We start from the raw sequence: 26,390 nt of genomic DNA on the forward strand, positions 1-26,390 counted from the left end.
TTTAACTCAAAAAAATATTTATTTCTGTGATGATGTCACGGAGGTATTTTAAAATTTATCTTGCATTCTGTAATTAACGATGGTAATATAATATCATAATACGATATCGCATATCAATATCGATATTCGAATATTGGAGGATTGAAAATGAAAGATAAAATAATGAGGAAATTTTTTCTTGGATTTATTCAGATTCACATACTTCATCATGCAAAAAAAGAACCTTTTTATGGTGTTTGGATGATAGAAGAGCTTAAAAACCATGGATATGATATGAGTCCGGGAACCCTTTATCCCCTTCTTCACAGCATGAAATCAAGCGGACTTCTGGAAATGGAAGAAAAAACGGTCGAGGGGAAAATCAGAAAATATTATAAAATAACCAGTTTAGGCGCCGACGTATTAGAAGAAGCCCGAAAAAAGGCGCAGGAACTCTTTAAAGAAATAAAGAATTGATGAAAGGAGGCAGCATTTTATGTTTTCACTCAGGGAAGTTAAATATAAACATATTCTTGACATTGAAGAACTGAATATCGAAAAATCCAAAGTTACGTGCATTATAGGAGAAAGCGGCAGCGGAAAGTCCACACTTCTGCGTCTCCTGAACAAACTAATCAGCTGTGACAGCGGAAAAATCATGTACAACGGAAAGGATTTAAACTACTGTAATTCTGTGGATTTAAGAAGAAGTGTTGTCATGCTTTCTCAGCTTCCCGCCATTTTTCCGGGAACTATAAGAGATAACCTGCTGATTGGCCTAAAATTTGCTGAAAAGCTTGCAGCCAGTGATGATAAGCTTCTACAGATTTTAAATATGGTTCATCTGAAAAAAAGTCTCGATGATGAAAGCGGTCTGTTATCCGGCGGTGAAAAGCAAAGACTGGCGTTAGGCCGGGTAATCCTGCTTGATCCGGAAGTCTTTTTACTGGATGAGCCCTCTTCTTCACTGGATGAAGAAACAGAGCGATTCATAATTGAAAATCTGGTTGCATACACAAAAGAAACCAGCAAAACTTTAATTATGGTTACTCATTCAAAGAAAGTTGCGCAGACTTATTCAGACGATACCATAGAACTTTCTCAGGGTAAAATCGTAAGAACCAGGGAGGTGTAGGATATGAATCAGGTCATTGATCTGCATATATGGCAAATGCTTGCCGCATATATCTTTGTACTTATAGTAATGCTAATGGTTAAATTAAAAGGGATTCCAAGGGAAAAGGAGCTGTTTATTTCTTCCGTAAGAATGACAATTCAGCTTATTCTCACCGGGCATCTGTTGTTATACCTTTTTGATAGCTCATCTCCTCTGTATACAATCCTGGTATTAATTGGGATGGAGGTATTCGCTGTTCATAATATTATCAAGAGAACGAAACTAAAGTTTTCATCACGGCTGACCCGGATCATTGCATTTTCAATGGCTGCAGGCACCATTTCCTGCCTGTTATATTTCCTGCTTGTAGTCGTACGGATAACGCCCTGGTATAATCCCCGTTATTTCATACCAGTAGCAGGAATGCTGATTGGCAATTCCATGACGGGTATTTCCTTAGGAGTCAGCCGTTTAACTGAGGGCATGGAATTACAGAAAAATATGGTCGAAGGTGCGTTGATGCTGGGTGCAACTCCGAAAATGGCAGCAAAACAAATCGTCGATCATGCGTTTGATTCAGCAATCCTGCCTACCATAAATTCAATGGTTGGTATGGGTATTGTATTTCTGCCGGGCATGATGACAGGTCAGATCTTATCTGGGACCTCACCGGTCACTGCGATTGAATACCAGATAGCAATTATGCTGGGAATACTGGGCAGCGTGGCTTTATCTGTTATTTTATTTGTGCAGATGGGGTATCAGACATTTTTTAATGAGCAGGGTCAGTTAACAGTTGATGTTCATTAGTTCCATATCAGATACAGTTTTGTCATATCGTTTTCCGCAATTCCAAAGGGACTCTTTCAGCCGGTTAAGAACAGTATTGAATATGTACTAACAAATATTCAATACTGTTCTTTTATTGTAAAACGTTATTCTTCAATTTGTTTTTTTCGCAGACTAATACTTTCCTTTATATGCTGACCACATATGATATAGGGTATTAAAATACACATAACCACTAATGTAAGCACTATAAAAAATAGTGCTGAAAAAGGATATATTAGCTTAAAATAAATTATTTTATATTCAATATATTTCACCAGTAAAAGTAATAACAGATTACCTATTGTTAACAGAAGTCCTATTATCATCAGACTATATAATGCCCCTTCTACTATAAGCATCATTCTTAATCTTTTTTTACTCAAACCAATGCTTTCCAGTATAATCAGTTCTTTTTTTCTTGTCAGTATATTCATTACCATTGTATTCGTATAATTAAGAATACCAATAAATATTAATGCTGCACTAACAGACATCATGATAATTCTGCTTCCTGAAATATAATCTTTCTGACTTGCAATTACATCAGAATTACAAACAAGATACATTAAGTCTTGATTTTGTAAGTCATTCTTAGCCTGATATTCTAAGTTTTTTTCTTTTACCCAATTTTTCAACAAATTTTTTATATTATTTTCCTGCTCTTTCGATACGTTTATTTCAGTTTTCAACAGCTGTCTGGTTAATGTCTTTGATAAACGATCGAATTCCTTTTCACTTACAAGGAAAAAAATGATATTTATACTACGATCACTTAACTTCAGATTCGGAAAATCCAAGGCTGAAATATCTAAATATCCACAATTTTTTAATTGTATTGAATTCATCTCCGTTATTTTTGTGCCCTGCGGTGCGATGTCATAAAGAGAGATTGTTTTTCCTATCAGATCTTTTTGCTTTTGTTTATTTTCTCCAGAAGCCAAATGATTATGTAAGATAATAGTTCCATCCCCCTCAACAAATTCTTTAGTATCAATAATCAGATCATATTTTGTTATATATTTGAACAGACTTTCCCATTCCTGCTTATTTATTTTTTGTACTACAATTGTATAATTTGTATTCACATTTAAAACTTTTAAAACTTTTTGCGTTGATTTATCACAAATGGGGAAATATCCATAAATATTGGATACTTTTTCAGTGTTTAACCCACATTTATATAATATTTCCGAAGTAATTGTTTCCGTCAATAGCTGCTTCTCAGTTGAGTAATCACTATTTTCTAATAAATTGTTAATTGCATCCTGGGTTATCCCTAAAACAAAATCAGGGTTTTGAGATAATCGGTTTATAGAATCCGTCCCTAGCGCCAGCACACATGAAACTAATGCTATCTCACAGCCAATTGTTAAAGAAACTACAGTCAGAACTAACTTTTTCTTGTCTCGCAGTAAATTTCCAATAGCCAGATTAAGAATAGGATTTATATTAAAATACCTCTCTTTTTTCGTAACTCTCTTTTGTACACTAGCATTCTGCTTTAAACCTTTCATTGCTTCAACAGGGCTCATCTTCAGCAATTTATCGACTACCGTTTTTGCTGCAATAAACATAATAACAGCAGCCAACAAAATGGTTATTACCAAGAAGTTATTATTAAAAGCGCTTATCTCCCTGACATTTCCTTCATTGCTAAGGTACATATGATTTAATAACTCAGGCAGCAATTGATTCACCACGAATCCGCCAATTCCACTACCAATTACACAACCCGCCAGATATATTCTTAAAACCTGCCGATATATCATAATTTTAATTTGTTTGCCTGTCACCCCTATCACTTCTAAAAGTCCATACTGCCTGATATCAAAATTTAATGAAATAAAAAGAGTATTATAAACAAAAATAAACATACTGAAACAAATTAATAATATAAATACGATAGCACTGCCCAATCCGCCTGCCATATTTTCCATTGCTCTGTACTGGGCAGTCGCACTGCTCATAAAATATTGGTTGTCATCACTCAAAGGAATATTTTGATATAAATTTCTCTCAATTAGTTCTGCTTTCCCATACTTTGTCTTAACATCAATTAATATCCTGGATGGATAAAGATCAATATTTCCCAGCCTGCATCTGTTAATGGAAATATAAGCAATTGATTTATCGCTTAAACTATTGTGATAATCTGTATAATATCCACACAGAACAAATGTCTGAATACCAGTCAATTCCTCTTTACTGAGAATGTTCCAGTAAAACTCTAAATTTATCTTCATACCAATCTTAGGATTAGCAATGCCCAAATATTTTAATGTTTTTTCGGATAACATTATTTCGTCCACGCTTTGTGGATAGTTCCCAATAATATTAGTATAAGCTGGCTTTATCATAGCTTGATATGTAAAATCATCCGTTACTATACATGTACAGATCTTTTGACCATTTAAGAAAATGTTTCCAGCAAATTTTTCTTTACCCACATTGTCCACAAATGGAAGCCTTCTGATTTTATCCTCTAAATTTATTGTTCCATATTCTAAATAAGTAGATACAGCAATGCCATCCTCCCGTACATTTTTTAATGTATCTATATTTAACTTACCGTATAGGAAGCTAAATATAATAAACGTTAATCCAATCATAATAGAAACGCCTGAGATTAAAACAGCATCACGCTTTTTATTACTTCTTCTATAGGCGTTTAATAATACTTTTAATACGTTTTGATTTACATCATATTTATTATTTCCCATCACTAACTACTTTTCCATCCTCTATTTGTATAACACGATCTGCTGCTTCCGCTACTTTATTATCATGTGTGACAACAATCATAGTTTGCCCATACGTTTCGCTCATACGTTTCATCAGTTTAATAACTTTCTCACTTGATTTTGAGTCCAGATTACCCGTTGGCTCATCCGCAAGAACAATAGTCGGTTTCGTATACAAAGTTCTTGCTATTGCAACTCTCTGCTGCTGTCCCCCTGATAAGAAATTAGGCTTCTGATATAACTTGTCATCAATTTCAAGTATTTTTGATATTTCAGTCACCTCATCTATATTAATTTTTCTACCATCAAGTTTAGCAGGCAATATTATGTTTTCCAACACATTGATCACTGGAATTAAGTTGTAATTCTGAAAAACAAAGCCTATGTTTTTTAATCTGAACTTTGCTCTTTCTTCGTCATTTAAATCTGCCAGATCACATTCATTAATAAGAACTCTGCCTGAGTCAGGGTATTCCAAACCACTTATTATGTTAAGAAGTGTGGTTTTTCCACTTCCTGATGAACCAATGATAGAGACAAATTCTTTTGGATAAATGGATAAATTGATATCATCCAATACTTTTATGTTTAAATTGCCACTTTCATATGTCTTTGTCAAGGATACTAATTGTAATGCTTTCATACTACTATCTCCTATTTAATCCAGATTCCAATAGGAATCTAAAGGTTTTGTATTCAACTTTAAAAATGCTATAATCTCTTTATCATCAAAAAAATAATTAATTACAACATGATCACGAAACTCCATTAATATAGGAACTGCGGGTATTATTAAATTTTCTTTCTTTAAATCTTCTTTCTCCAAAACAGGATGAGTATAAACTGCATATACTTTTCCATATTTTTTTCCTTCATGTAGTTCTGCATATCTTTGATTAACCCACAAAATTTTATAATTCAAAGACGGATATAACTGCTTAATATCTTTTTCAGTTTTACCATCGTAAAATTTTATCGCTCTTCCATCCGTTTTTTCTCCAATTTCAACATCGTATTTGACCTCATGTGCATCCCAATCATAATTTTTTATGCCCTTTAACAATTCTGTATCAACCATAATAACCTTTTCATCTTTTGCAAACTTTTCTATATCTTTTTTTACATTATCGCAATACGGACAATCCTCCCGATTAAAATATACGTAAAAATGTCCGCTCTGATTATATAATTGTTCCAGTGTGTATTTAATGTTTCTGCTGCCAGTAGTTTCCTCTCTTACCCTTGGCACCAGAAAAAATAATCCTCCTCCAATAAATAATAATACAAATAAAACTATAATGCTATTTATTATCTTTTTCCTCATTATTTCCCCTCCTGATTCTCATAATATTTTCTATAAAGTTGGCTATTTTTCAATAAATCCTCATGACTTCCCTCTGCAACAATATAACCCTTATCCATAACAAAAATTCGATTGCAATCCAGAATATTATTCAATCTATGTGTTATAATAATTAATGTTATGTTTGTATCTTTCTTTAATGTTTCAATAATTTTATGTTCACTGTTAATATCCATATTACTTGTCGCCTCATCTAATATTAAAAAATCCGGATTATATAACACAGCTCTGGCTAAAGCTATCTTTTGTCTTTGTCCCTTTGAAATATTATTCCCCCGTTCCGTCAATACACTATCATATCCTCTTGGCATAATACTTACAAAATCATGTACTCCCATCATTTTAGCTACAGCAACTAATCGATCTTCAGAAATATTAATTTCACCCATTAACAGATTATCTTTCACACTACCCGAAAAAATAAAATCTTCTTGAGTGACATAACCAATATGTTTACGTACATAATTTAAGCTTAGTTTTGAGTAATCCACACTATTTATAAATATTTCACCTGATTGTGGCATATATAGTTTCATTAAAAGCTTAGCTATTGTAGTCTTACCACTGCCATTATCCCCGACGATAGCTATATTTTTACCCTTATCAATCTTAATTCCAATTAGATTTAATACATTTTTATATGAATTAAAACTATAGTTAATATTTCTCATTTCAATACGCTTAATACTCTCCAAATTATACCCGGAGTAAAACTCTATTTGAGCATCCATTATTGAATCTAAACGCTCCATAGCTACCTTGGCCATATGATACTCTGGTTGCAGATTAACTATATTACTAATTGGCATTAACATATACCTGATTAATATGTTATATGTAATTAGCTCACCAAGGGTAATTAGCCCATGAATAACCTCAAACGTTCCTACACAAAGAATTAATATTTCGCCTACGCTATTAATTATGGTCTGTAAAGCAGCCTGATTATTTTCCACATTACCTAATTGAAGAATTAAATTCTGCCACTTATTAAACTTTAATTTTCCTGAGTTAAAAATATTATTTTCCTTTTGGTAAACTTTAATTGTCTCAATTCCATCTAAACAATCAACTAAATGACTGGTCATAACAGATTGTTGGTTCATATGTTTTGCATTTAGTATCGAATACTTTTCCCGATAAATAACTATGGAGATAATATAACTAATGCACATTATTAAAACTAAGATAAACAGCTGTATACTTTTTAGACATAATATAATTCCCACAATTATTATAAACATTATGTCAACTGGCAACACTAAAATACTTGTAACTAATATCTCTTGTATCTTACTTGCATCCTGAAATCTAGAGATAATGTCACCATTTTTTCTTGACTCATGAAACGAAAGGGGTAAATTCAATGTATGCTCAAAATAATCTAAAGATAACTTTAAACTAATATTTTTACTTATATCTAATGATAATTTTATTCGTAATTTACTTATATATGCATTTATAATAGTTAAACCAATAAAAATAAAAGTAATTAAAACAAGTGAATATTCCCACTTATTTGGTATTACAATATCTATAATTATCTGAAAATAGAATGACATTAAAATACTCAATAACATTGATAAAAAAGATAAAATAATAATTTTTATAGCATTTTCTCTCTGGAATATTACGAGCTTCCAAAACTTTCTATTATTTGTTTCTTCAGAATTCTTTGTAAAATCTTTACCTGGTTTCAAAAATATTAATATCCCACTCCATTTATATGGCGAACTTTCTGTATAATTAGAATTAAAAAAGCCATCTTTATCAACTTTAATCAGACCAACAGCGGGATCAGAAATAATTAAATTATCTTTTTTAATATCATATATCACAATAAAGTGACCTGCACCATTTTCTAAATAAACATGTGCTATACATGGCAGTTCTATCTCACTGCTATTAAACTTTTCTGTTTTTTTTGCTGCACTAGCAAGCATGCCAAGCCTCTGGGAGGCATTAATAATATCATTTATATTAATGCCATCTTTATTCATATTTGTATAATTTTGAATCTTAGATAATGATACTTTTTTTCCATAATGCCAAACTATAGATGCAATGCAAGCACTTGCACAATCCGCCGAATCATACTGTTTAATGCATTTATATCTCATAAGTCTTCATCCTTTGCCATTATATGTTAAATTTATTTATAATTTATATTCGTGTCTGTGTTTCTAGCAAAAAGTTATATCAAAAGGCTAGAATCTTTGTATATAAAGACTCTAGCCCAAAATTAACACAAAACTTCTTAGAGATCACAACACTCATAAACAAACTGAATATATTTCTTAGCTTTTTCGTAATCTGATTTCTGATACTTTTTTACTTTTTCCTGTAGTTTTTTCTTGTTCGCAGGACAACAAAAATAATATCCATAATCAGAATTACAAGCCCCTCCTTTCACCAAGTCAAGTTCCTCTTTTGTTAAATTGATCATTCCACTCATTCCAGTTTCCTCCTTAATTTTATTATATCAATGGATTTAAATCCATTAATATTAATGGTTTATATAATTAAGATAACATTAAACCCGTTTGATTTAAGAAAGATGTAGAAATATCGATACTGACCGACATTTTCCCTAATATTTTACAATTGTTATTTTAGAATGCTTTTATAATTTATTAAGCCATAGAATATCCAAGAGGGAAATCCCTATGATAATACAATCATAGAGTGTTCTATCGAGCATCAAAAAAGTGCTTATACCGGATTCTAACCGAGCCATATTTTTCATGCACAGTTTTAACCATACATCTAAAAAATTGGCGTTTCTACATCACCTTTGACCACTTCTTTTTTCAATCAGTTTTGATCAATGTTTGTATATTTTAAATTTCTATATTGGATTTCTCACTCTAGAATAAGAGAAAGAGAGATCTTTTATAATAGAAATATAATACTCGCAAGTCCCAATGTTATATTTTTATCTGTCAAGATAGCACGCACCTCCATAATTTTCTATCATTGTAACCACCAATTGGTCTAAAGTACTAAAAAAACCCTGCACAGCCGTTTTAATGGCCTGCAAGGTTCTTTAGTATAGAGTTATCAATAATAAAAATTAACGAACGCCAAATTTTTTACCCCGTCTGATGGTTCCATCACTGTTCCATTGTGTATAGACATATGGTCCCCCATCTGTGGTTCCGTTTTCAGTATAATAATTTCTGTCATTATTATAGGAGTAAGGCCCGGTCACCATTTGCAGAGTACTGGTGTTAAAGTAGTAGACATTACCATTGATTTTCATAATTCCGCCTTGAAGCTCTCCGGTGTCAGCTGCATAATACCAGGTGTTATCTCTTTGAATCCAGCCGGTACGCATAATTTGATCATTCCCAAAGAAAAACCAGTGGCTTTTATAATTAACCCAGTTATTTGTACAATAATCGCCAGATCCCCATTTGTACTTCATTCCCTGGGGAGTACTTTCGAAGCCAGCAGCAAACGCTGACATCGCTGTTCCTATTGCCATAGCCATTGATAATACTGTAACTGCCAAATACTTTCTTTTCATATATATCTCTACCTCCTAAATAACTATTTCGGATCCGCTAATAGTATATCTTTGTAAAAATTGTAAGTCAATGAAAGTTATGTTATTGTAAAGATAAGTAAGTTATTTGTAAAAAATGGATAGAAAATGTTATAAAATGTTAATTTTTTAATACTATAAACGCTCTTTTTTATTTCATTTTTCTCGCAAAGCTAATAATTATTTTATAAAACATCTTTCTTGGTAGTAATTTTTTCATAATTTGGATTATTTTTACATCCAAGCCAGGCAAACTTACCACCCGTCCTATCTTTAAATCTCTCATTGCTAAATGAACTATTTTATCTGGATCCATAAATTTCATAAACCCTGTTTTTTTCTTAACTACATTCATTCCTGCACTTTCATGAAAATCCGAATCAATAAAACCCGGGCATACCACCTGCACACGAATCGCGGAATCTATCAGTTCCATGTATAGACCTTCAGTAAAATTCAGGATAAATAGTTTTGTTGAAGAATATAAGACATTTCTTGGCATTACTGCAAATGCACCATCGGAAGAAATATTAATAATTGTTCCCCTGTCTCTGACCAGCATTTGTTTTAATACATTCTGGGTTAGTATAACTACAGTATTCATTTGTAAAAACATGATTCGATCTATATCTTCCTTTATCACTTCTGAAAAAAAAGGCTTTAATCCGAACCCTGCATTGTTAACTAATACTTCAATTTCATCATCCCGTATACCAGAAAGAAGAATATCTAAACCTTCTTCATTTGCCAGATCTACAATAATTGTTTTGACTTTTACGTTAAACGTATTTTCCAAATTTACAGCATTTGCCTTAATCTTATCTTCCCTTCTCCCGGTAATAATGAGATTGTATCCCCTTTTCGCATACTCCTTTGCATAAGCCAGACCAAGTCCGCTGGTTGCACCTGTTATTAATGCCACATTCTTCATTGATTTCTCCTCTTTTTATAAACTGCACTATATGTATTATTAGATAAATTATAACTTTCTCTGTAAAATCCATTCCTTGTCATTAATTCTTCTATTTCAATAACAGGCATACCATCGTTTACCCGTTGTGGCTCTTTAATAAGTAATCTTGTTGTTTCCCAATTCGTCAATGAGCCTGTATAAAACTGACGCTTTTTCATATCCTAAATCCATTTAAATTTACCTCCATGATTTCTATGAATTTTATTCATTGATACTTATTCATTCGATAAATATTTTTATACCCCGGAAATTTACCGAGGTATCTGTCATTTCAATATTAATTTTATCATCGACATTACTTTTTCTGCTTTTTCTTCTGGTGTCAGGGTATCATCATTTACAATCGGGGATTGCCCATATACAATAAACCTTGATGCACTTTTAGGATCTTCAACTTTTAACTGTCCCTTTTTGTTAAGACAGGCAATAAAGTTTTCTATATATGGCTGAATCTTATCATTCATCACTATTTCTAACTGCTTATGAAATAATTGATTACCATCTTTATGAAAAAAATCGTGATACTTTTCTTTTCCATCATTCCGGATAAAAGCAGCCACTATTTTTTCATAGAATGCATCCAGTGATTCTTCCTCTGTTTGCAGAATCTCAATTAATGGGGCAAGGCACTCATTGGCATACAGAGCAATGGCAAATTCATATAATTCATACTTTGACTTAAAATAGTTGTAGCAAAGGCCTGGAACGACATTGACTGCTTTCGCAATATCCTTCATAGAAGTTGCCTCATAACCTTTTTCACAGAATAATCTCATAGCATTATCTGCAATTTCACGTTTACGGACTTCTGGTTCTTTTGATATTCTCATTTAATTCCTCCCAAAATTGTATTATAGCCAGTTGATGAATATATGTCAATGAATATATGTCAATATCACCTTCAGGCTGTGTAGATTTATTTACAACAGTCTGAAGGTTTTCTCAAAGTTTGGGATTGTCTGAGTTCTGGACGTTACAATGCATATAATAAAAATTCCGTGGGGACAAGCGGAAATCCATAATAGCGCAGATAAAACTGATAAGACGGATCAATTTCATCAATAATACGCGCTAATTTCCATAGGTCTTTATGATTATGATAAGCACTTAATGCCATTTTGGGGTGATACTGGGCAATCTTATTTTTGCATCCTAATAATGCACTCTCTTCTCCGCCCTCGATATCCATCTTAATAAACGTGACTTCCCCCTTAATATCATCATCTATGGTAACGGTTGGAGTCCGGATAGTTCCATCTTTTGAAAGTTGGCGGACTGAAGAAACGCCATCTTCCTCTAAATACATAAATCCTTTTTTATCACTTACCCCCATCTCACGCACTACCACATTTTCCAGTTTAAAAGCATCTACGTTTTTATAAATGGATTGTACATTTGCGGGTACAATTTCATAACAATAAATTTGCTTATAACAATTTTTACCAAACATATTTGTATATTGTATCAGAGTATCCCCTATATAAGCTCCGATATCCACAAAAACCTCATTATTATCGCAGTGTATCAGATCAAGATCAAAATACTGGCCAAAACACTTATCACAGATATCTCCAATAAAAGTCTTATCAGTTTTAAGCCAATATGAAAGGATATTTAATAGTATCTTTTTAGATCTATAATCACCTAGCCGCTCATACAGCCATTCAAAATCCTTTTTATGATTCACTAATGCATCTGCACGGTTATCCACCAGATCGAATATTTGCTTATTAGGATCATAACCGCCCCACAGACTGCTGTAACGGTTGTAATAATTAACGATTGCATTATAAACCGGACCATCTTTTTTCTGACAATATTGTAAATTTTGTTTAATTGCAGACTTAATATCTTCCAGATTACGTTCTTCTATAAAATTCATAAGTCGTCCAAAATATTTATCAACCTGAATTGACATCGTCTCATCCTTTACAGGATATCCTTTGTTTGGCATTGCATTATCTGCTATTTTAGAAGAAGCACTTTGTTTAGACATCTTCTCTCCTTTAATTTTTATTACCTCTACTATAATATTCTATTTTTATTAAAAAGTGCATTTGAACCCAAAGCCAAAAGGTACGTTTTCTATTCTTTGCCCAACGAATATAGCATTATAAAATTGTAATCTGATTCCGTCCGCTTTTTTTGGAATGATATAGCGCCTCATCAACTTTCTTAACCATCTGCTCCATACTAAGGTCTTCATCCACCGCTGAAATCCCCACACTGATGGTCACATGGTATTTTTCATTCTTTTCCACGCCTTTCAATGAGTCCATAAACTGTTCCATAATTTGCTTTGCCTCATCGGGACCCATTAATAAGACCCCGAAAAACTCGTCTCCACCCCATCGTGCCGCAATCCCATGTTCGCCAATTGTATTTTGTAAGTCCTCCCCAACCATTTTAATGACTGAATTCCCAAATATATGGCCGTATGAATCGTTAATATCCTTAAAATGGTCAATGTCAAACATAAATAGCGTTTTTTGTCTCTTCCGGTTCTTTCGAAGAAATGACAGATACCGTCTTGAGAATTGCTTTCGATTTGGAAGTCCCGTTAACTCATCTGTATTCTCAATTTTAACAATACGCAGATTGCAATTGATAAAAACAGATGTGGAAACCACAATACAGGCTGCCAATGCAACAAGCATAAAAAATACATTGCTTTTTACACGTTCCTGAAACACCTGACTAATGGAACTGGTATCCATCTCAAGGACTAAATACCATCCGAGCATTTTATCATACTGTGTGATTAAGCATTTTCGTTTTCCTTCAGACGTGTACCATTGCATGCTCGGGATTTCAGACCTGTTTAACTGAAGTCTCTCTGTAATCCCAACGCGTTTTTGCAAGTCCTCTTCACTGATAAAAATATCGGTATCCCCTTTAAAGGAAGTTTCGGCTCCCATGACATTAATGATATGAACCGACATTCCATAATCTTTTTCATAAGAATAGATTGTATCCCCCAGGGAATCGACCTGTAACCCCACACCAATTACACCCAGAAGTGATCCATCGCTGCCTTCTACACGGAAATTAACAAAGACCGTAATATAATCATTCTTTGTCTCATTGGTATCTACTTCAAGATCATATTCATTACCCGATTTAATAAAATTATAATACCAGACGTCATGATCGTCTGTCTTTGAAATTGTCTTATTAAAGCCGCCCTGATAATAATAATTTTCTGTTTCAGCTGAAATACAAAATACTGTGGTATATCCATATTTATTCCGGTACGTGTGTAAATAATTATATAATTGTTTCAGGTATGTATCATTCCCAACATTTTGAGGTTCCTGTGAAAGCCATTTTTTCAGGAATTCATCATTCGCCATTGTTTTTGAAACCATCACTGGCTTAGTCATAGAGTCTTCTACATGGTTGGAAATATCCTTATTAGCCAAGCTTAAGATATTTTCCAAATGTTTTTCCGCCAGATCCTGGTACGCTGTGGTATCTCGATATACGATGCCGATAAATCCGATTACAATAGAAATAATGATAATAAGATTGCTAAGTAGTAGTATATTTTTTTTAACATTTGCTCCTCTAGATCATACCCTATGTCTTTTATTCGCGGTGTATCATGCTGGCACTAACTACCGGGTATTGGCAGTTTTATTGATATTTTGCATACAAGTTTGAATAATCTTTCTCATTATATACGATAACCCACGTCATTTCTACATTAAGAATCATATGCTTTCGAAAATTTAGTTAAAAAGCATTTTTATTAGAATTTCAGTCTTATAATAATCTTTTAACTCCAAAAACAGGCATATCAGATATTACTATCCAACATGCCTTATACTTCAATTTATCATCTACCTATTTATATAGTTTATATCCGGATTTATCGGTTTCATGTATTTATGGGTTTGTTCGTATATAAGATATATCAATATTGAACTTTCTAGGATAATCTATTCTAGTATGTGCAAATTTTGGCACTTAACATGTATAATTTTGGCACTTGGGTTGTTTTTTATATTAACCAGTGTTACATTAATTATACCAAAAAATACATATAGGAGAACTAAATAATGATTTTTAATAAAGATGAAGAAAATAATCTGATAATCAATTTCAAAATAAATAATTCATTAAAATTACTTTTGTTATTTTTTTTCAAAACATTAATATTGTGTGCATTAGTAGTCGGCATTATTAATTTAGCAGCTTATGATATGAGGTGGTTCTTGGGCATATTTATAATAATTATATTAACGGCGTTAACTTCAATTTTATCCGTTAAATTTTTTCAAAAATGTATTCATCACTATGTATTATTTCCTTTGCTAATAAATTTGGTGATAGGAATAGTCTTTTGGAATCAGATAAAAGCGGTAAATGGAATTGAATTATTTATTAATGGTTGTATATATGCTATTTGTAACATAACAGTCAATTTTATAATATCAGTTTTGGCAGTTAAATTTTACGTAAAGAAAAGGGGAATGAAATGAAAAAGTTTAAAGGCATTTTAGTCTTAGTTTTTGCATTACTTATGTGCACGAAATCATCATCTAATTTTCATATCAATATAAAAGAGCCATCTTCTTTGTAAGAATAGCAGAATGATGTATTTTTTTTTAGAATATACCAGCTATATTGATACAATTTTCTTAATTCACAAGTCATTATTGATAGAAAGATAATAAAAGAGGGCGTTCCTAAAGTCATTTCAAGACTTTAAATACCCTCATAATAAATTAGATTTTTTTACAATTTTGTATATCCTGTTTCAATTTTTTTATTGCTATTTGAAATTCTTCATCCTGCTGAAACTCGGACAATGATTCTTCATTCAATAATCCCTCTAATAACATTTCTTTTGTTACTGCTGATTTTCCTTCCTCTTAGAATAGCAATGGATTTGGATTCTGAAGCGTACCAACGATATCATTCATCATTTTTATCGCACTCCTCTTTGCCTCTTCCCAGTTTCCCATCCGCAGATATGCTTTCATAAAAAGACCCTCGCTCGTGTTCCAATTTATCTACGTTAGTACCCAGTGTACGTGCAATCGGGCAAAGCAAGGAAATATCCGGGCAAGATGTATCTGTTTCCCACTAGCTAACCGCCGAAGCTGAAAAATTTGTAAATTCAACTAATATAACCATTAATGTAATACTTAAATGTAAATTTCTCCCTTGAACATCTTTCCATCCATTGAGTCTCCTGTCATTGAAAACATATAATTTATATGACTTAATTCATATGAATAACCTCCTTCATTTTCGTACAAATCACTTGTCAAAAGTCTATTTCCATACTGGTCAATAGGATACTTTATATCTTCATCTATTCCAAATGAAATGCAATAATTATCTTCATATTCATAGAAATAGCCTCCATTCATTAATCTTCTCACATGTGTATTATTAAACCAAATATAGTCTCTTGCAAAACCAACATATGATAAATTCTTTTCTTTCAATACTTTTAATGATGGATACGCCGTGTCATTAAATAATTGTCGCGAAAAATCCTCAAACATGTGTGTATAAATTACTGGATCAGGAACTCTATATTCTATAATATTTTCTCGCCCATCAGAAAAAATTGGATGGCAAAAAACGCAAATCAATATACCATTATCATCGCTCATAAGCATACTAATATCATCTTTTTTTATGTAAAACGTTGCTTTTGATTCAGAACATGCTCGCCCTTTTACCTGAATATTGTACTGCTTAGGTTCTTCTTTCAAGAATTTTGTTCGAGCACAATTTGTTACGAGCAAATCATATCCTATATCAGGAGAAGTTTTAAGTGCCTCATAACCTAACGTATAAAATTCACTTTGAATAAAATTTTCACATGCATTTCCAAAATAAAATTCTTCATAATTTGTTTCTGTTATTTTCATCTTTTCCTTCAGCAACTTTCCTGCATCATAACAAGCCATTAAATCTCCCATTAACACTTATAAATATTTTTTAAATAACATCCCCGTAAATCAATTTTTAATCTTAAATACTTCGCTACAATCTTCTTACACTTTATCGAAGTGTACACATAATAATTAATTATACAACTACGATTTTATTTTACAACATTTTAGAATACTATATTCAATAAAAAACATCTACTACTCCCATTATACGTCATTATTTTTTTACTCATAAAAATCTCTAAGATTAATATTTTACCCCACCGACATGGCTAGACACGCATCTGAGCCGTCTCCGTCTCAAATGCCTCTAGTTATTGGATTTCAGCCCCTCCCCCCCTTGTAATATCTTCAATATACTTTTTTCAACGTCAGTGGAAACTACTTTTAAAAACAATTTCAATGCCTATTGATAAATTATACATATTTAATTCATTTTACAGAATGTTCTATTTAAAACTTCTATTTCTGCTCCTTAAAGATGAGTAATTCCAAAAATAATTAAATCCAGTCCATTCTCTAACATTGTATATTCCATTCGTTCACCTACCCTCCGATTGTGGTTATCACGTACTTTTTTATGACACCATTATAATTATCGGTATATGAATCTCTAAAACAATTCTTAGAATTTTCTTCATTTCTCAGCTATAAAGTTGCTAGTCCCAATTTATTCAGTCTTGCCAGATATCTACGCGCCTGTTTTTTCGTCTCCAGCTGTTCAATATATCTTTTAGATTCAGACCCACTCTGTTTTAACACAGCCAAATTAACGACTGAATTTGCAATATTGGCAAAGAAGGCTAATGACCTTTCCGGATTTACCAGTGCACTTCCAAATGAATATGAACCCACCATAATAGCAGCACATGAAAGGAATGCTTCTTTTAGCAAGCCTATTAGCTCTTCTTTACAAGCAAAGTAATTATATAAATCTATTCTTGACATATCAACATGCTGCTCATCTAATATTTTATTCAACTCTTTAACAAATTTTTTTCTTATTTCATTAAAATGTTCATCAGCTCTTAATCTAAGAAATTCCTGCACAGGTATATGTCTAATATCAACTGGAATCTGAAATTCAATTTCTCTTTTTATCTCATCAAGGCGCATATTCATCTTCAAATCACTTCTTCCATTTGGTGCATACAAATGATAATCTGCATAACGTTTGCAATCAGTTATCATATCAATTTCATTTTCTTTCGAAACCAAATCTGCTAAAACACTCATAAACGAATAAGCAACGTTTTCCTCTATTCTCATTCCAGCCATGCAACGCTCTGCGAGATTATTTTCAAGACAGTAATTTTCAAATTCATATGTGTATTTATCGGAATACAAAGTGTAATTTCTATTTCCAGTTAAATATATATATTGCTTTGCTTTTGGTCTCATCCCATACGAATAACGAGTAAAGTTATCACGCTTTTCCAAAAAATCTATCGTTGCTATTGATGCCAGTTGTCCAGCCTGAAATCCCGGTTGGAGTGGTTGAATCAAATCTGTATAACCTATTATTTCTTTTGTTTCATCACTTAATGCATCCATTGCACACATTGGAATAATTGGTTTTATTTCATCAATATATATAAGTGCAAACTTCAAAAAATTTATGTCTTGAATTTCAAAATTGGGATAATATAATAATTTTTGCATTTTGATCTCCTCCTAATTAATTGCCTTTGATTTTCTTCCCAGATACAAAAATTCCATTATGGAATTAAATTCCAGTACTTCAGATATTTCTCCATCTACTTTTCCATACTGTTTGTAGTAAATCAATACTCCTTCAAAGTCGTTGTACACTTTTCCATTTTTTTCATATCCAGACTTACAGTAGTCTCTATTCTGTTCATACATATATCATATATTTTGGGTGCTGATAAAATAATTGAATCTGCCAGTTCTTTTCGTAAAACTGTTTTAGATATCCTACAAACTATCTCCTTTGCTTTATCTCAGTTTAGGCAGTCCTACTTATGAATCTCATAAAGAAGAATTGTATTCATACAATCTATTCGATTGTCGTACCGTTTACCAGCACCAGCCACCAAATCTATCAACTGGATAATTTCAGCATCTTTGAAACTCTTTCCATTAAGACGAAAGTTTATGGTCTCCCTTCTTTCATAGCTTAGTTCTACCTGTTATATAAGATTCTTTGCAAGATGCTCATATCCAATATCATCATATAATTTATTCATTAATAAATCAACCTTTCACAAAATCATTAATCTAATAAAACAAAAAGCAGCATGCTCTCCATGACCTTTCCCCTTTGAGGCATTGTCATTCTCATGCATACTGCTTCTTATACATTTTATATACTGATTCCCATAATACAAATTATCTTATAAAACGATCTATCATTTTTCTTCCAATAGCTATTCTTTTTACTACCCTATTTCAGCCCATATCCGTCCCATTTTCGCCCAAAATTCCGACTCCATTTTGACACCTTTTGACTCCATTTTCACCCCAAAATTTATGGTATTTTACGACAACTTATAACACTTCCAATTCTCTACAAATCCCATAAACACTGGGCTTTTACGCCACTTCCCTACAACTCATACGGCGTCACCTGATATACATAATAATTCAACCAGTTCCCATAAATCGTATTCGCTGCATTCCTCCAACACAACACCGGCATGGTATCCGGATCATCGTCCTCGTAATAATTGCATGGAATTTCCGGATTCAATCCCTTATCCAAATCCCTGTGATACTCCCCATTCAACGTCATGCGGTCATATTCCGGATGTCCCTGAATAAATACCTGCTTCCCATCTTCACTGGTTACCATCAGGATCCCAGCCTCTTTTGATTCCGCCAGAATCTCCAGCCCCGGATGTTTCTCAATATCCTCTCTCCTCACTTCCGTATACCGTGAATGAGGCGCCATCACATAATCATCAAGGCTTCGTACCAGCGGCACCTTCCTATTCAGCACCCTATGTCTGTAAATACCAGAAAGCTTATTATCCCTCTTATACTTTGGCACTCCATAATGAAAATAAAGCCCTGCCTGGGCGCCCCAGCAGATATGAAGGGAGCTGGTTACATTTGCCTTGCTCCACTCCATAATCATTGTCAGTTCTTCCCAGTAATTCACCTCTTCAAATTCCATATTCTCAACAGGGGCTCCTGTGATAATCATACCATCGAATTTCTTCTCTTTTACCTCGTCAAAATACACATAGAACTTATTTAAATGACTGGCAGAAGTATTCTTTGAAGTATGACTCTCCAGCATCAAAAATGTACAGTCCACCTGCAGCGGAGTATTGGACAATGCACGCAGAAGCTGCGTTTCTGTCTCTTCTTTAATCGGCATTAAATTAATAATCAGGATTTCAAGGGGACGTATGTCCTGGCTTAAGGCCCGGTCCTCGTCCATGATAAATATGTTCTCTGTTTCCAGTATGGCCTTCGCAGGTAAATCCTTTTGTACTTTAATCGGCATAATTTATCCCTCCAGCAGTTTTATGAAATCCTCTTCTGAAATAATGGGCACTCCCAGTTCCTTTGCCTTTTTATTTTTCGATGAATTGGATGTGGTATCGTTGTTGATTAAATAGGTGGTTTTAGAAGTAACCGATCCGGTGGCTTTGCCTCCCTGTTCTTCGATTGCCTCCTGAAGTGCCTTCCTGTTCTCGAACCGCTCCACAGATCCGGTAATGACGAATGTCATTCCTTCCAACCGCTTCTCTCCCACGGTTTCTGTTTCCTGCTCAATGGTAACCTCCGCTAACAGACGGTCTGTCAGCACGTTGTTCTTCTCGTCCTTAAAGTAAGTAATCCATGCATCCGCCAGCACCTTTCCGATGCCGGAGACAGCAGTCAGCTCCTCTTCTTGCGCATGACGCATTCGGTCAAAATCGTAGCGGAACTCCCGGCAGAGCATCTTGGCATTGGCAACACCAATTCCGGCAATTCCAAGTCCGTAGATCAGACGGGGCAGTGTCGTATGGGACGCCTTTTTGACTGCCTGAATTAAATTGTCATAAGATTTTTTGCCGAACCCCTCCATCTGGGTTATGACTTCCTCATGCTGGTCTAAATGAAATATATCGGCAAACTCCCGGATAAATCCGGCTCCGATAAACTTCTCCAATGTGGCTTCTGATAAACCATCAATATTTAAAGCATCCCGGCTTACAAACAGGGAGAATCTTTTGATTCGCTTCGCCTGACAATCCGGGTTGGTGCAATATAAACTTTTTACATCATTAACCTGACGAATCTCCGTCCTGCCGTCACAGACCGGGCATTGGTCCGGAATCTTTATTTTTCCGCTTCTGGTTAAGTTGTCGGCAATCTGAGGAATAATCATGTTCGCCTTGTAAACCGTAATCTGATCCCCTTCCCCCAACTCCAGAGCTTCCATTATACTTAGATTGTGCACACTGGCACGGCTTACAGTCGTGCCCTCTAACTCCACCGGCTCAAAAATGGCTACCGGGTTAATCAGACCGGTTCTTGATGCACTCCATTCAATTTCTTTCAGTGTTGTTTCCCGGATCTCGTCAGCCCATTTAAAAGCAATGGAATTGCGGGGAAACTTTGCAGTCCGTCCAAGAGACTCTCCATAAGCGATATCATCATACAAAAGCACCAGGCCATCTGATGGAATGTCATTTTCCGGTACAGCTTTTGCAAATTCAGCAACTGCCTCACCTATGTTTTCTTTCGTTACCATCTTATAATCCACTACATCAAAGCCCTGGGCTTTCAGCCACTGAAACTGCTCATCTCTGGAGTTTTTAAAATCAATACCTGGGGCGGAAACCAGAGCAAATGCCTCAAAATTCACGTTTCGGCGGGCGGTAATCTGGTTGTTTAACTGTCTGACGGAACCGCTGCATAAATTCCTTGGATTCTTATACTTTGCAGTCACATCCTCGATCTCGTTATTGATTTGGATAAAGTCAGAATATTTTATTACAGCCTCTCCCCTTAAAACCAGCTCTCCCTGGTATGATATGGTAAGAGGAATATTGGCAAATACCCTGGCATTGTTGGTAATTACTTCTCCGATCTCTCCATTTCCCCGGGTTACCGCTTTTTGAAGAGTTCCCTCCCGGTAGACTAAAACCACGGTCAGTCCGTCTAACTTCCATGAGAGAATTCCCCGCTGGTCTCCCAGCCAGTCCGCTAAATCCTCCGTGCTCTTTGTCTTATCCAGAGAAAGCATGGGAGAATCATGGGCTTCCTTGGGAAGCTCGCTTAGGACCTGATAGCCTACATTCTGGGTGGGGCTGTTGGATAAAACGATTCCGGTTTCCTTCTCCAGACCTGTCAGTTCATCATAGAGACGGTCATACTCATAATTGCTCATGATCTCCCGGCTTTCCTGGTAGTATGCCTTTCCCGCCTCCTGTAACAGGGTTATCAGCTCTTTAATTCTTTTTAATTTGTCGTCCATCAGATTTCTCCTTTTTCTGTTCTTGATAGGAAAGACTGGTCGAGCTTTTTAAAGACTCTTTCATCTGGTGGTATTCACGCCGGGAAAGTTCACGGTAAGCACCCGGCTTTAAATCTCCTAATTCAATATTCATGATCCGCATTCGCTTTAACATGCGCACTTCAAAGTTAAGCTGGCTGCACATTCGGCGAATCTGGCGGTTTAATCCCTGGGTTAGTACGATACGAAATGCCTTCTCTCCTGCCTTCTCAGCAAAGCATGGCTTTGTGGTTACATTTAACTCGGAAAGAGTAACCCCCTTTCGCATCTTTCTGATGAAATCATCCGTAACAGGACGGTTCACTTTTACTAAATATTCCTTTTCATGAGCATTACCGCTGCGCATGATTTTATTCACTAAATCTCCCTGGTTGGTCATAAGAATCAATCCCTCGGATTCCTTGTCCAGACGGCCGATGGGATAAATCCGCACAGGATAGTTTACCAGATCCACGATGTTGGGAGCCCGGTCCTTGTCTGAGGTGGTACATACCACTCCCCGGGGTTTATGGACTGCTAAAAAGACAGGCTCTGCCTTATGGCCTGCTTCCCCTTTGGCTGCACGGACAGGACGTCCCTTCACGATAACTGACTGTCCCGGGAGTACCTTCTGTCCCGGAGCTGCAGTCTGTCCGTCGATTTTTACCTTTCCTGCCTCTATGAGCCGGTCCGCCTCCCTGCGGGAACAGACACCTGCCTCACTTAAATATTTATTCAGACGGATTCCATTTGCATCCATAGTTGTTCTCCCTTACTGTTTACTAGATAAAAATTATATCATTGCAGGAGAGTAACGTCAAATTTTTATCTTCAATATAATCTGGATTTTTTTCTTCTCTTTCTGGTAAATATGATTTGCTTTTTGGGGTAAAGAGTATTATAATAATAATAAATACTATTATTACCAAGGAGGATATGGTTATGCCATGGACACAAAATTTATCTGTAGGGATTACAATGATTGATGATCAGCATAAGATGTGGTTTGAGAAAGCGGAGGCACTTTTTGACGCAGGAAAGAATAATAAGGCAAAGGAATATGTGGGGGAACTGTTAGATTTTCTTGATAATTATACAAAGAAGCATTTCGCAGACGAGGAAGTCTACATGCAGAAGATCCATTATCCGGGTTATGCAGAACAGAAACAGGCTCACACCGCTTTTATCACCCAGCTAACCAAGCTAAGAAACGATTATAATTCATCAGGCGGCAATTTACTTGTGATTTTAAATGCAAACCAGATGGTATTGGAATGGCTGACAAAACACATTTCAAATATGGACAAAAAGATAGGCGAATACGCAAAGACCGCCCATTAAAAGGAAAAGAGGACTTAAATGCATCCATTCAAGCCCTCTTTTTATTATTTTTACGTAAACTTATAATGCACTTCACAGCCGTTAGAAATGCGGTTGCAGATATTTACCACCCGCTCCATGACAGCCGTAATCTTGCTGTTTTCCATCTCAATGTTCATTAATTTCAAGTCTTCCGTGATCTTTATTACTTTCACCCCATCAACCTTTGCAATCTCCCGCTCAATTTTCCTGGCCTTCAGTCGGTCTGACAGGGCGTAAACGTGGTAACTCCTGTTCACGCTTCTCCCTCCTTTCTATGAATGTCTTACCCCTATTGTAGACAATCAGAAAGGATTTTAAACATTACAGGAACGCCCCTGCAGCAGTTGTAAACAAAAAGCAGACAATCACCCCTGTTACGGTTGGTATAAACCAGGACAGAAGAGTCCATTTCACACTCCCGGTCTCCTTCCTTATGGTCAGGCAGGTGGTGGAACAGGGCCAGTGCATCAGGGAAAAAAGCAGTGTGCTGACAGCTGTTATCCAGGTCCAGCCATTGGCTGTTAAAAGATCCCTTAATACAGATAAATCATTGATCTCCCGAATGCTTCCTTCGGAAAGATAAGCCATGATAATGATTGGAACGACAATCTCATTGGCTGGGAAACCAAGGATAAATGCCAGAAGAATTACTCCGTCAAGACCGAAAGTTCTGGCAAAGGGATCTAAAAATCCGGAACAAATGGATAACAGTGTCATGTCTCCCACTGTGATATTGGCCATCAGCCAGATTATTAATCCTGCCGGAGCAGCCACTGCAGCGGCTCTGCCAAGGACGAAAAGTGTCCTGTCAAATATAGACCGGACGATAACCTTTCCGATCTGAGGCCTGCGGTAGGGGGGCAGCTCCAGGGTAAAGGAGGAGGGGATCCCTTTAAGTATAGTTACAGAGAGGATTTTGGATATTAACAGGGTCATCAGGATTCCAAGGATAATGATACCTGATAAAATCCCCGCAGATAATACGGTGGAAAATGATCCGGTTGTTCCTCCAATAAAAAACATGGTAATAATTGCAATCATGGTTGGAAAACGTCCATTGCAGGGAACAAAGTTATTGGTGATCATTGCAATAAGGCGTTCTCTGGGAGAATCAATGATCCGGCAGCCTACAATCCCTGCCGCATTACAGCCGAAGCCCATGCACATGACAGAAAGAATCTATGCTTTTTTGCTGCCTGGAGGCGCTGTACGGTAACAGATCCGAATGGTCTGAAACTGTTTTTCTTTCTGATGTGGATCTTCTCCGGACTGAAAGATATCAATCCGGTCAATGAACTGGTGCAGCAGATCCAGAGAGGGAATCCTGTTATTTGTTATTTCATTCAGCAAAAGGTCCACATCATCTTCGGAATCTTCCCTGTTTTTCCACATAGGAGCATTGATCTGGCTCAAGGCGGCAGTTTCAGCCCGGACCTCACTCTGTTCCTGTTCATAGGTTGCAAGAAGTTTGCAAAAACGATCCTCCTCCACAGTTCCCTTCACCCGGTCCTCATAAAGAGTACCAATGATCCTGTCAATCTCCCGTTCCCGTTTTTTTAAAGCTGCGGCAGCCCGCAGTTCTTCCGGTTTATTCATACTTTTTCCGTACTCCTCCAGTGCTGTTATAAGCTCTCTCTTCTCTTCCTCTGTCACGTGAATAAGGGATGTCAGTTCCTGGGTCACAATCTGGCAAAGCAGATAGTAATCCATGTAGTGATTGGTACAGACTCTTTTTCCATACTGTTTATAACCACTGCAGACCAGTTTTCTGTTTTCATTTTGACCTGCTCCAGTTGTAGTCATAGCCCGTTTACAGTCTCCGCAATATACCAATCCGGAAAAAGCATTGAAAAAACCGGAGGATTTAAATATTTTACGTGAAATGCACCGCCTCCCCGCAAGTTGAAACAATTCCCTGGATACGATAGGCTCATGCTTATTTTTTACAACGATCCAGTCCTTCTTCGGGGTACTTAAGGTAATCTTGCTTTTAAAAGAAAGTTTCGAGGACTTCCCCTGAACCATATCTCCTGTATAGACCGGATTGGATAGTATCTTACAGATGGTACCGGAGGTCCAGCCTTTTTTTTCCGCTTCTGTTTCCAAAAACAAATCATGGCGTTTAAAACACTGGTAACCGGACGGAGTTATTATCCCCTTATTATTAAGAAGCTTTGCAATACTCCCTGGGGCCTCCCCCATTGATGCACGTTCAAATATTTCCCGGATAACCGGTGCAGTTACGGGATCAGTTAAAAGGTGGTTTTTATTGTCAGGATCCTTTCTGTAGCCGTAAGGGGCAAAATTTCCGATAAATGCCCTCTGCTTCCATCTTAGTCCTTAATGCACTGCGGATTTTTTTTGATGTATCTCTGGCATACATCTCATTGACAATATTCTGAAAAGGAGCCAGGTCATTTCCCGGATTCTGGGAATCGTAGCCGTCATTTACTGCGATGTAGCGAACGCCTTTGGCCGGGAAATAGATCTCTGTATATTGCCCGGTGAGTATGTAATCCCTTCCAAGCCTGGAAAGATCTCTGGTTATCACAAGATTTACCCGCCCTGCCTCTATATCGGCAATCAGGCGTTTCCATGCAGGACGTTCATACGTAGTCCCGCTGTAGCCGTCATCGGCGTATTCTCCATAAATAAAATAACCATTCCGGGCGGCATAGGAACGAAGCATACTCCGCTGGTTATTTATGCTTGCACTCTCCCCAGTTCCGTCATCTTTGGAAAGGCGCATGTAGATAGCTGCTTTAAAGTGTCCGTTCTCTCCATTTTTTTCCCCTGTCATATCTGACGCCGCTCTGCCTCCAGACGTTTTTTTAACAGGCCAAGAACCAGCGTCTTTACAGATTCCTCTCCTTTATAGCAGCGCTCCACTAAAACTGCCGTCTGCTTTTCACCCCATTTTTTTTCATATGTAATTACTTTGGATAAATCCATGATTCTCACCTCCTAAAAATCTTATTCAAAAGGGTTTGTACCATATACATAAGTAAATATGACCGTACTTACAATGTAGCTATACTGCTCTTATAACTATTTGTAAAGCCAGTAAAACAGAAAAAGAACAGGACTGAAACCGCCATTGTATGGCT

At 35.7% G+C, this 26,390-nt stretch carries 26 protein-coding genes and 1 pseudogene; 5 read left to right on the forward strand and 22 right to left on the reverse strand.

Annotated features, from left to right (window positions below):
• The first annotated feature begins 147 nt into the window (after window positions 1-147).
• Genes RZO55_RS21070 through RZO55_RS21080 form a run of 3 tightly spaced genes read left to right on the forward strand, consistent with a single transcriptional unit; the run spans window position 148 to window position 1,906 of the window.
• Window positions 148-456 (forward strand): PadR family transcriptional regulator, encoded by a 309-nt coding sequence (locus RZO55_RS21070; RefSeq protein WP_318066236.1) that lies wholly within the window; start codon window positions 148-150, stop codon window positions 454-456.
• 19 nt (window positions 457-475) lie between these two features.
• Complete coding sequence (locus tag RZO55_RS21075) at window positions 476-1,114, forward strand: ABC transporter ATP-binding protein (protein ID WP_318066237.1); 639 nt, start codon at window positions 476-478, stop codon at window positions 1,112-1,114.
• 3 nt (window positions 1,115-1,117) lie between these two features.
• Complete coding sequence (locus RZO55_RS21080; RefSeq protein WP_318066238.1) at window positions 1,118-1,906, forward strand: ABC transporter permease; 789 nt, start codon at window positions 1,118-1,120, stop codon at window positions 1,904-1,906.
• Window positions 1,907-2,031: 125 nt separating this feature from the next.
• On the opposite strand, the gene RZO55_RS21085 is transcribed toward RZO55_RS21080, so the two are convergent.
• From RZO55_RS21085 to RZO55_RS21135, 11 genes are all read right to left on the reverse strand, one after another.
• Window positions 2,032-4,647 carry an ABC transporter permease gene (locus tag RZO55_RS21085; RefSeq protein WP_318066239.1) on the reverse strand — a complete coding sequence of 872 codons (2,616 nt, stop codon included), beginning with the start codon at window positions 4,645-4,647 and terminating at the stop codon, window positions 2,032-2,034.
• Complete coding sequence (locus RZO55_RS21090; protein WP_318066240.1) at window positions 4,637-5,311, reverse strand: ABC transporter ATP-binding protein; 675 nt, start codon at window positions 5,309-5,311, stop codon at window positions 4,637-4,639. The genes RZO55_RS21085 and RZO55_RS21090 overlap by 11 nt, the downstream gene beginning before the upstream one ends.
• Before the next feature lie 15 nt (window positions 5,312-5,326).
• On the reverse strand, window positions 5,327-5,992 hold the full coding sequence (locus RZO55_RS21095; RefSeq protein ID WP_318066241.1) for a hypothetical protein: 666 nt from the start codon (window positions 5,990-5,992) through the stop codon (window positions 5,327-5,329).
• Window positions 5,992-8,151 (reverse strand): peptidase domain-containing ABC transporter, encoded by a 2,160-nt coding sequence (locus RZO55_RS21100; RefSeq protein ID WP_318066242.1) that lies wholly within the window; start codon window positions 8,149-8,151, stop codon window positions 5,992-5,994. Before RZO55_RS21100 ends, RZO55_RS21095 begins: the two co-directional genes overlap by 1 nt.
• Before the next feature lie 137 nt (window positions 8,152-8,288).
• Window positions 8,289-8,486, reverse strand: a complete 198-nt coding sequence (locus RZO55_RS21105; protein WP_318066243.1) for a hypothetical protein — start codon at window positions 8,484-8,486, stop codon at window positions 8,289-8,291.
• A 618-nt stretch (window positions 8,487-9,104) separates the two neighbouring features.
• Complete coding sequence (locus tag RZO55_RS21110; RefSeq protein ID WP_318066244.1) at window positions 9,105-9,560, reverse strand: hypothetical protein; 456 nt, start codon at window positions 9,558-9,560, stop codon at window positions 9,105-9,107.
• A gap of 169 nt (window positions 9,561-9,729) precedes the next feature.
• On the reverse strand, window positions 9,730-10,509 hold the full coding sequence (locus tag RZO55_RS21115; RefSeq protein ID WP_318066245.1) for an SDR family NAD(P)-dependent oxidoreductase: 780 nt from the start codon (window positions 10,507-10,509) through the stop codon (window positions 9,730-9,732).
• Window positions 10,506-10,709 carry a hypothetical protein gene (locus RZO55_RS21120; RefSeq protein WP_318066246.1) on the reverse strand — a complete coding sequence of 68 codons (204 nt, stop codon included), beginning with the start codon at window positions 10,707-10,709 and terminating at the stop codon, window positions 10,506-10,508. The genes RZO55_RS21115 and RZO55_RS21120 overlap by 4 nt, the downstream gene beginning before the upstream one ends.
• 108 nt (window positions 10,710-10,817) lie before the next feature.
• Window positions 10,818-11,381 carry a TetR/AcrR family transcriptional regulator gene (locus RZO55_RS21125; protein ID WP_318066247.1) on the reverse strand — a complete coding sequence of 188 codons (564 nt, stop codon included), beginning with the start codon at window positions 11,379-11,381 and terminating at the stop codon, window positions 10,818-10,820.
• 143 nt (window positions 11,382-11,524) lie between these two features.
• Window positions 11,525-12,547 (reverse strand): FkbM family methyltransferase, encoded by a 1,023-nt coding sequence (locus tag RZO55_RS21130; RefSeq protein ID WP_318066248.1) that lies wholly within the window; start codon window positions 12,545-12,547, stop codon window positions 11,525-11,527.
• Window positions 12,548-12,662: 115 nt separating this feature from the next.
• Window positions 12,663-13,973, reverse strand: coding sequence for a sensor domain-containing diguanylate cyclase (locus RZO55_RS21135; protein WP_318066249.1), 1,311 nt, complete (start codon window positions 13,971-13,973; stop codon window positions 12,663-12,665).
• Window positions 13,974-14,612: 639 nt separating this feature from the next.
• Between RZO55_RS21135 and RZO55_RS21140 the strand changes: the two genes are divergently transcribed.
• Complete coding sequence (locus RZO55_RS21140) at window positions 14,613-15,035, forward strand: hypothetical protein (protein WP_318066250.1); 423 nt, start codon at window positions 14,613-14,615, stop codon at window positions 15,033-15,035.
• Window positions 15,036-15,704: 669 nt separating this feature from the next.
• On the opposite strand, the gene RZO55_RS21145 is transcribed toward RZO55_RS21140, so the two are convergent.
• The 6 genes from RZO55_RS21145 to RZO55_RS21170 form a co-directional block, all read right to left on the reverse strand.
• Window positions 15,705-16,493: a hypothetical protein gene (locus RZO55_RS21145; protein ID WP_318066251.1), complete on the reverse strand. Its 789-nt coding sequence runs from the start codon at window positions 16,491-16,493 to the stop codon at window positions 15,705-15,707.
• A 621-nt stretch (window positions 16,494-17,114) separates the two neighbouring features.
• Window positions 17,115-18,128 carry a hypothetical protein gene (locus RZO55_RS21150; protein WP_318066252.1) on the reverse strand — a complete coding sequence of 338 codons (1,014 nt, stop codon included), beginning with the start codon at window positions 18,126-18,128 and terminating at the stop codon, window positions 17,115-17,117.
• Window positions 18,129-18,140: 12 nt separating this feature from the next.
• Complete coding sequence (locus RZO55_RS21155) at window positions 18,141-18,332, reverse strand: hypothetical protein (RefSeq protein WP_318066253.1); 192 nt, start codon at window positions 18,330-18,332, stop codon at window positions 18,141-18,143.
• Window positions 18,333-19,035: 703 nt separating this feature from the next.
• Window positions 19,036-19,941 (reverse strand): homoserine O-acetyltransferase MetA, encoded by a 906-nt coding sequence (gene metA, locus RZO55_RS21160; RefSeq protein ID WP_318066254.1) that lies wholly within the window; start codon window positions 19,939-19,941, stop codon window positions 19,036-19,038.
• Window positions 19,942-19,944: 3 nt separating this feature from the next.
• Window positions 19,945-21,903, reverse strand: a complete 1,959-nt coding sequence (gene ligA, locus RZO55_RS21165) for an NAD-dependent DNA ligase LigA (RefSeq protein ID WP_318066255.1) — start codon at window positions 21,901-21,903, stop codon at window positions 19,945-19,947.
• Window positions 21,878-22,681: a pseudouridine synthase gene (locus RZO55_RS21170; RefSeq protein ID WP_318066256.1), complete on the reverse strand. Its 804-nt coding sequence runs from the start codon at window positions 22,679-22,681 to the stop codon at window positions 21,878-21,880. Before RZO55_RS21170 ends, ligA begins: the two co-directional genes overlap by 26 nt.
• A 182-nt stretch (window positions 22,682-22,863) precedes the next feature.
• Here RZO55_RS21170 and RZO55_RS21175 point away from each other — a divergent pair, with 182 nt between their 5' ends.
• Complete coding sequence (locus tag RZO55_RS21175) at window positions 22,864-23,262, forward strand: bacteriohemerythrin (protein WP_318066257.1); 399 nt, start codon at window positions 22,864-22,866, stop codon at window positions 23,260-23,262.
• A gap of 50 nt (window positions 23,263-23,312) precedes the next feature.
• On the opposite strand, the gene RZO55_RS21180 is transcribed toward RZO55_RS21175, so the two are convergent.
• From RZO55_RS21180 to RZO55_RS21200, 5 genes and pseudogenes are all read right to left on the reverse strand, one after another.
• Complete coding sequence (locus RZO55_RS21180; protein ID WP_318066258.1) at window positions 23,313-23,540, reverse strand: hypothetical protein; 228 nt, start codon at window positions 23,538-23,540, stop codon at window positions 23,313-23,315.
• A gap of 64 nt (window positions 23,541-23,604) precedes the next feature.
• A pseudogene (locus RZO55_RS21185) lies at window positions 23,605-24,450 on the reverse strand (nucleoside recognition domain-containing protein); the annotation flags it as partial.
• 12 nt (window positions 24,451-24,462) lie between these two features.
• The gene (locus RZO55_RS21190; RefSeq protein WP_318066259.1) at window positions 24,463-25,485 is read right to left on the reverse strand and encodes a recombinase family protein; all 1,023 of its coding nucleotides are present in this window, start codon (window positions 25,483-25,485) and stop codon (window positions 24,463-24,465) included.
• A 70-nt stretch (window positions 25,486-25,555) separates the two neighbouring features.
• Window positions 25,556-26,083, reverse strand: coding sequence for a recombinase family protein (locus tag RZO55_RS21195; protein WP_318066260.1), 528 nt, complete (start codon window positions 26,081-26,083; stop codon window positions 25,556-25,558).
• Window positions 26,080-26,235, reverse strand: a complete 156-nt coding sequence (locus RZO55_RS21200) for a hypothetical protein (protein WP_318066261.1) — start codon at window positions 26,233-26,235, stop codon at window positions 26,080-26,082. The genes RZO55_RS21195 and RZO55_RS21200 overlap by 4 nt, the downstream gene beginning before the upstream one ends.
• Window positions 26,236-26,390: the final 155 nt, after the last annotated feature.

Source organism: Clostridium boliviensis, assembly GCF_033342255.1.
Taxonomy (GTDB): Bacteria; Bacillota; Clostridia; order Lachnospirales; family Lachnospiraceae; genus Lacrimispora; species Lacrimispora boliviensis.

Excerpts from the sequence above, each read along its gene's own strand:
- RZO55_RS21075 (WP_318066237.1), top strand. The coding sequence starts at position 476 with ATGTTTTCACTCAGGGAAGTTAAATATAAACATATTCTTGACATTGAA.
- RZO55_RS21100 (WP_318066242.1), bottom strand. The coding sequence starts at position 8,151 with ATGAGATATAAATGCATTAAACAGTATGATTCGGCGGATTGTGCAAGT.
- RZO55_RS21125 (WP_318066247.1), bottom strand. The coding sequence starts at position 11,381 with ATGAGAATATCAAAAGAACCAGAAGTCCGTAAACGTGAAATTGCAGAT.
- RZO55_RS21110 (WP_318066244.1), bottom strand. The coding sequence starts at position 9,560 with ATGAAAAGAAAGTATTTGGCAGTTACAGTATTATCAATGGCTATGGCA.
- RZO55_RS21095 (WP_318066241.1), bottom strand. The coding sequence starts at position 5,992 with ATGAGGAAAAAGATAATAAATAGCATTATAGTTTTATTTGTATTATTA.
- RZO55_RS21120 (WP_318066246.1), bottom strand. The coding sequence starts at position 10,709 with ATGAAAAAGCGTCAGTTTTATACAGGCTCATTGACGAATTGGGAAACA.
- RZO55_RS21195 (WP_318066260.1), bottom strand. The coding sequence starts at position 26,083 with ATGACAGGGGAAAAAAATGGAGAGAACGGACACTTTAAAGCAGCTATC.
- RZO55_RS21130 (WP_318066248.1), bottom strand. The coding sequence starts at position 12,547 with ATGTCTAAACAAAGTGCTTCTTCTAAAATAGCAGATAATGCAATGCCA.
- RZO55_RS21115 (WP_318066245.1), bottom strand. The coding sequence starts at position 10,509 with ATGAAGAATGTGGCATTAATAACAGGTGCAACCAGCGGACTTGGTCTG.
- RZO55_RS21070 (WP_318066236.1), top strand. The coding sequence starts at position 148 with ATGAAAGATAAAATAATGAGGAAATTTTTTCTTGGATTTATTCAGATT.
- RZO55_RS21190 (WP_318066259.1), bottom strand. The coding sequence starts at position 25,485 with ATGGGGGAGGCCCCAGGGAGTATTGCAAAGCTTCTTAATAATAAGGGG.
- RZO55_RS21080 (WP_318066238.1), top strand. The coding sequence starts at position 1,118 with ATGAATCAGGTCATTGATCTGCATATATGGCAAATGCTTGCCGCATAT.
- RZO55_RS21175 (WP_318066257.1), top strand. The coding sequence starts at position 22,864 with ATGCCATGGACACAAAATTTATCTGTAGGGATTACAATGATTGATGAT.
- RZO55_RS21140 (WP_318066250.1), top strand. The coding sequence starts at position 14,613 with ATGATTTTTAATAAAGATGAAGAAAATAATCTGATAATCAATTTCAAA.
- RZO55_RS21145 (WP_318066251.1), bottom strand. The coding sequence starts at position 16,493 with ATGGGAGATTTAATGGCTTGTTATGATGCAGGAAAGTTGCTGAAGGAA.
- RZO55_RS21105 (WP_318066243.1), bottom strand. The coding sequence starts at position 8,486 with ATGAGTGGAATGATCAATTTAACAAAAGAGGAACTTGACTTGGTGAAA.
- metA (WP_318066254.1), bottom strand. The coding sequence starts at position 19,941 with ATGCCGATTAAAGTACAAAAGGATTTACCTGCGAAGGCCATACTGGAA.
- ligA (WP_318066255.1), bottom strand. The coding sequence starts at position 21,903 with ATGGACGACAAATTAAAAAGAATTAAAGAGCTGATAACCCTGTTACAG.
- RZO55_RS21170 (WP_318066256.1), bottom strand. The coding sequence starts at position 22,681 with ATGGATGCAAATGGAATCCGTCTGAATAAATATTTAAGTGAGGCAGGT.
- RZO55_RS21155 (WP_318066253.1), bottom strand. The coding sequence starts at position 18,332 with ATGTATGAACAGAATAGAGACTACTGTAAGTCTGGATATGAAAAAAAT.
- RZO55_RS21150 (WP_318066252.1), bottom strand. The coding sequence starts at position 18,128 with ATGCAAAAATTATTATATTATCCCAATTTTGAAATTCAAGACATAAAT.
- RZO55_RS21085 (WP_318066239.1), bottom strand. The coding sequence starts at position 4,647 with ATGGGAAATAATAAATATGATGTAAATCAAAACGTATTAAAAGTATTA.
- RZO55_RS21090 (WP_318066240.1), bottom strand. The coding sequence starts at position 5,311 with ATGAAAGCATTACAATTAGTATCCTTGACAAAGACATATGAAAGTGGC.
- RZO55_RS21200 (WP_318066261.1), bottom strand. The coding sequence starts at position 26,235 with ATGGATTTATCCAAAGTAATTACATATGAAAAAAAATGGGGTGAAAAG.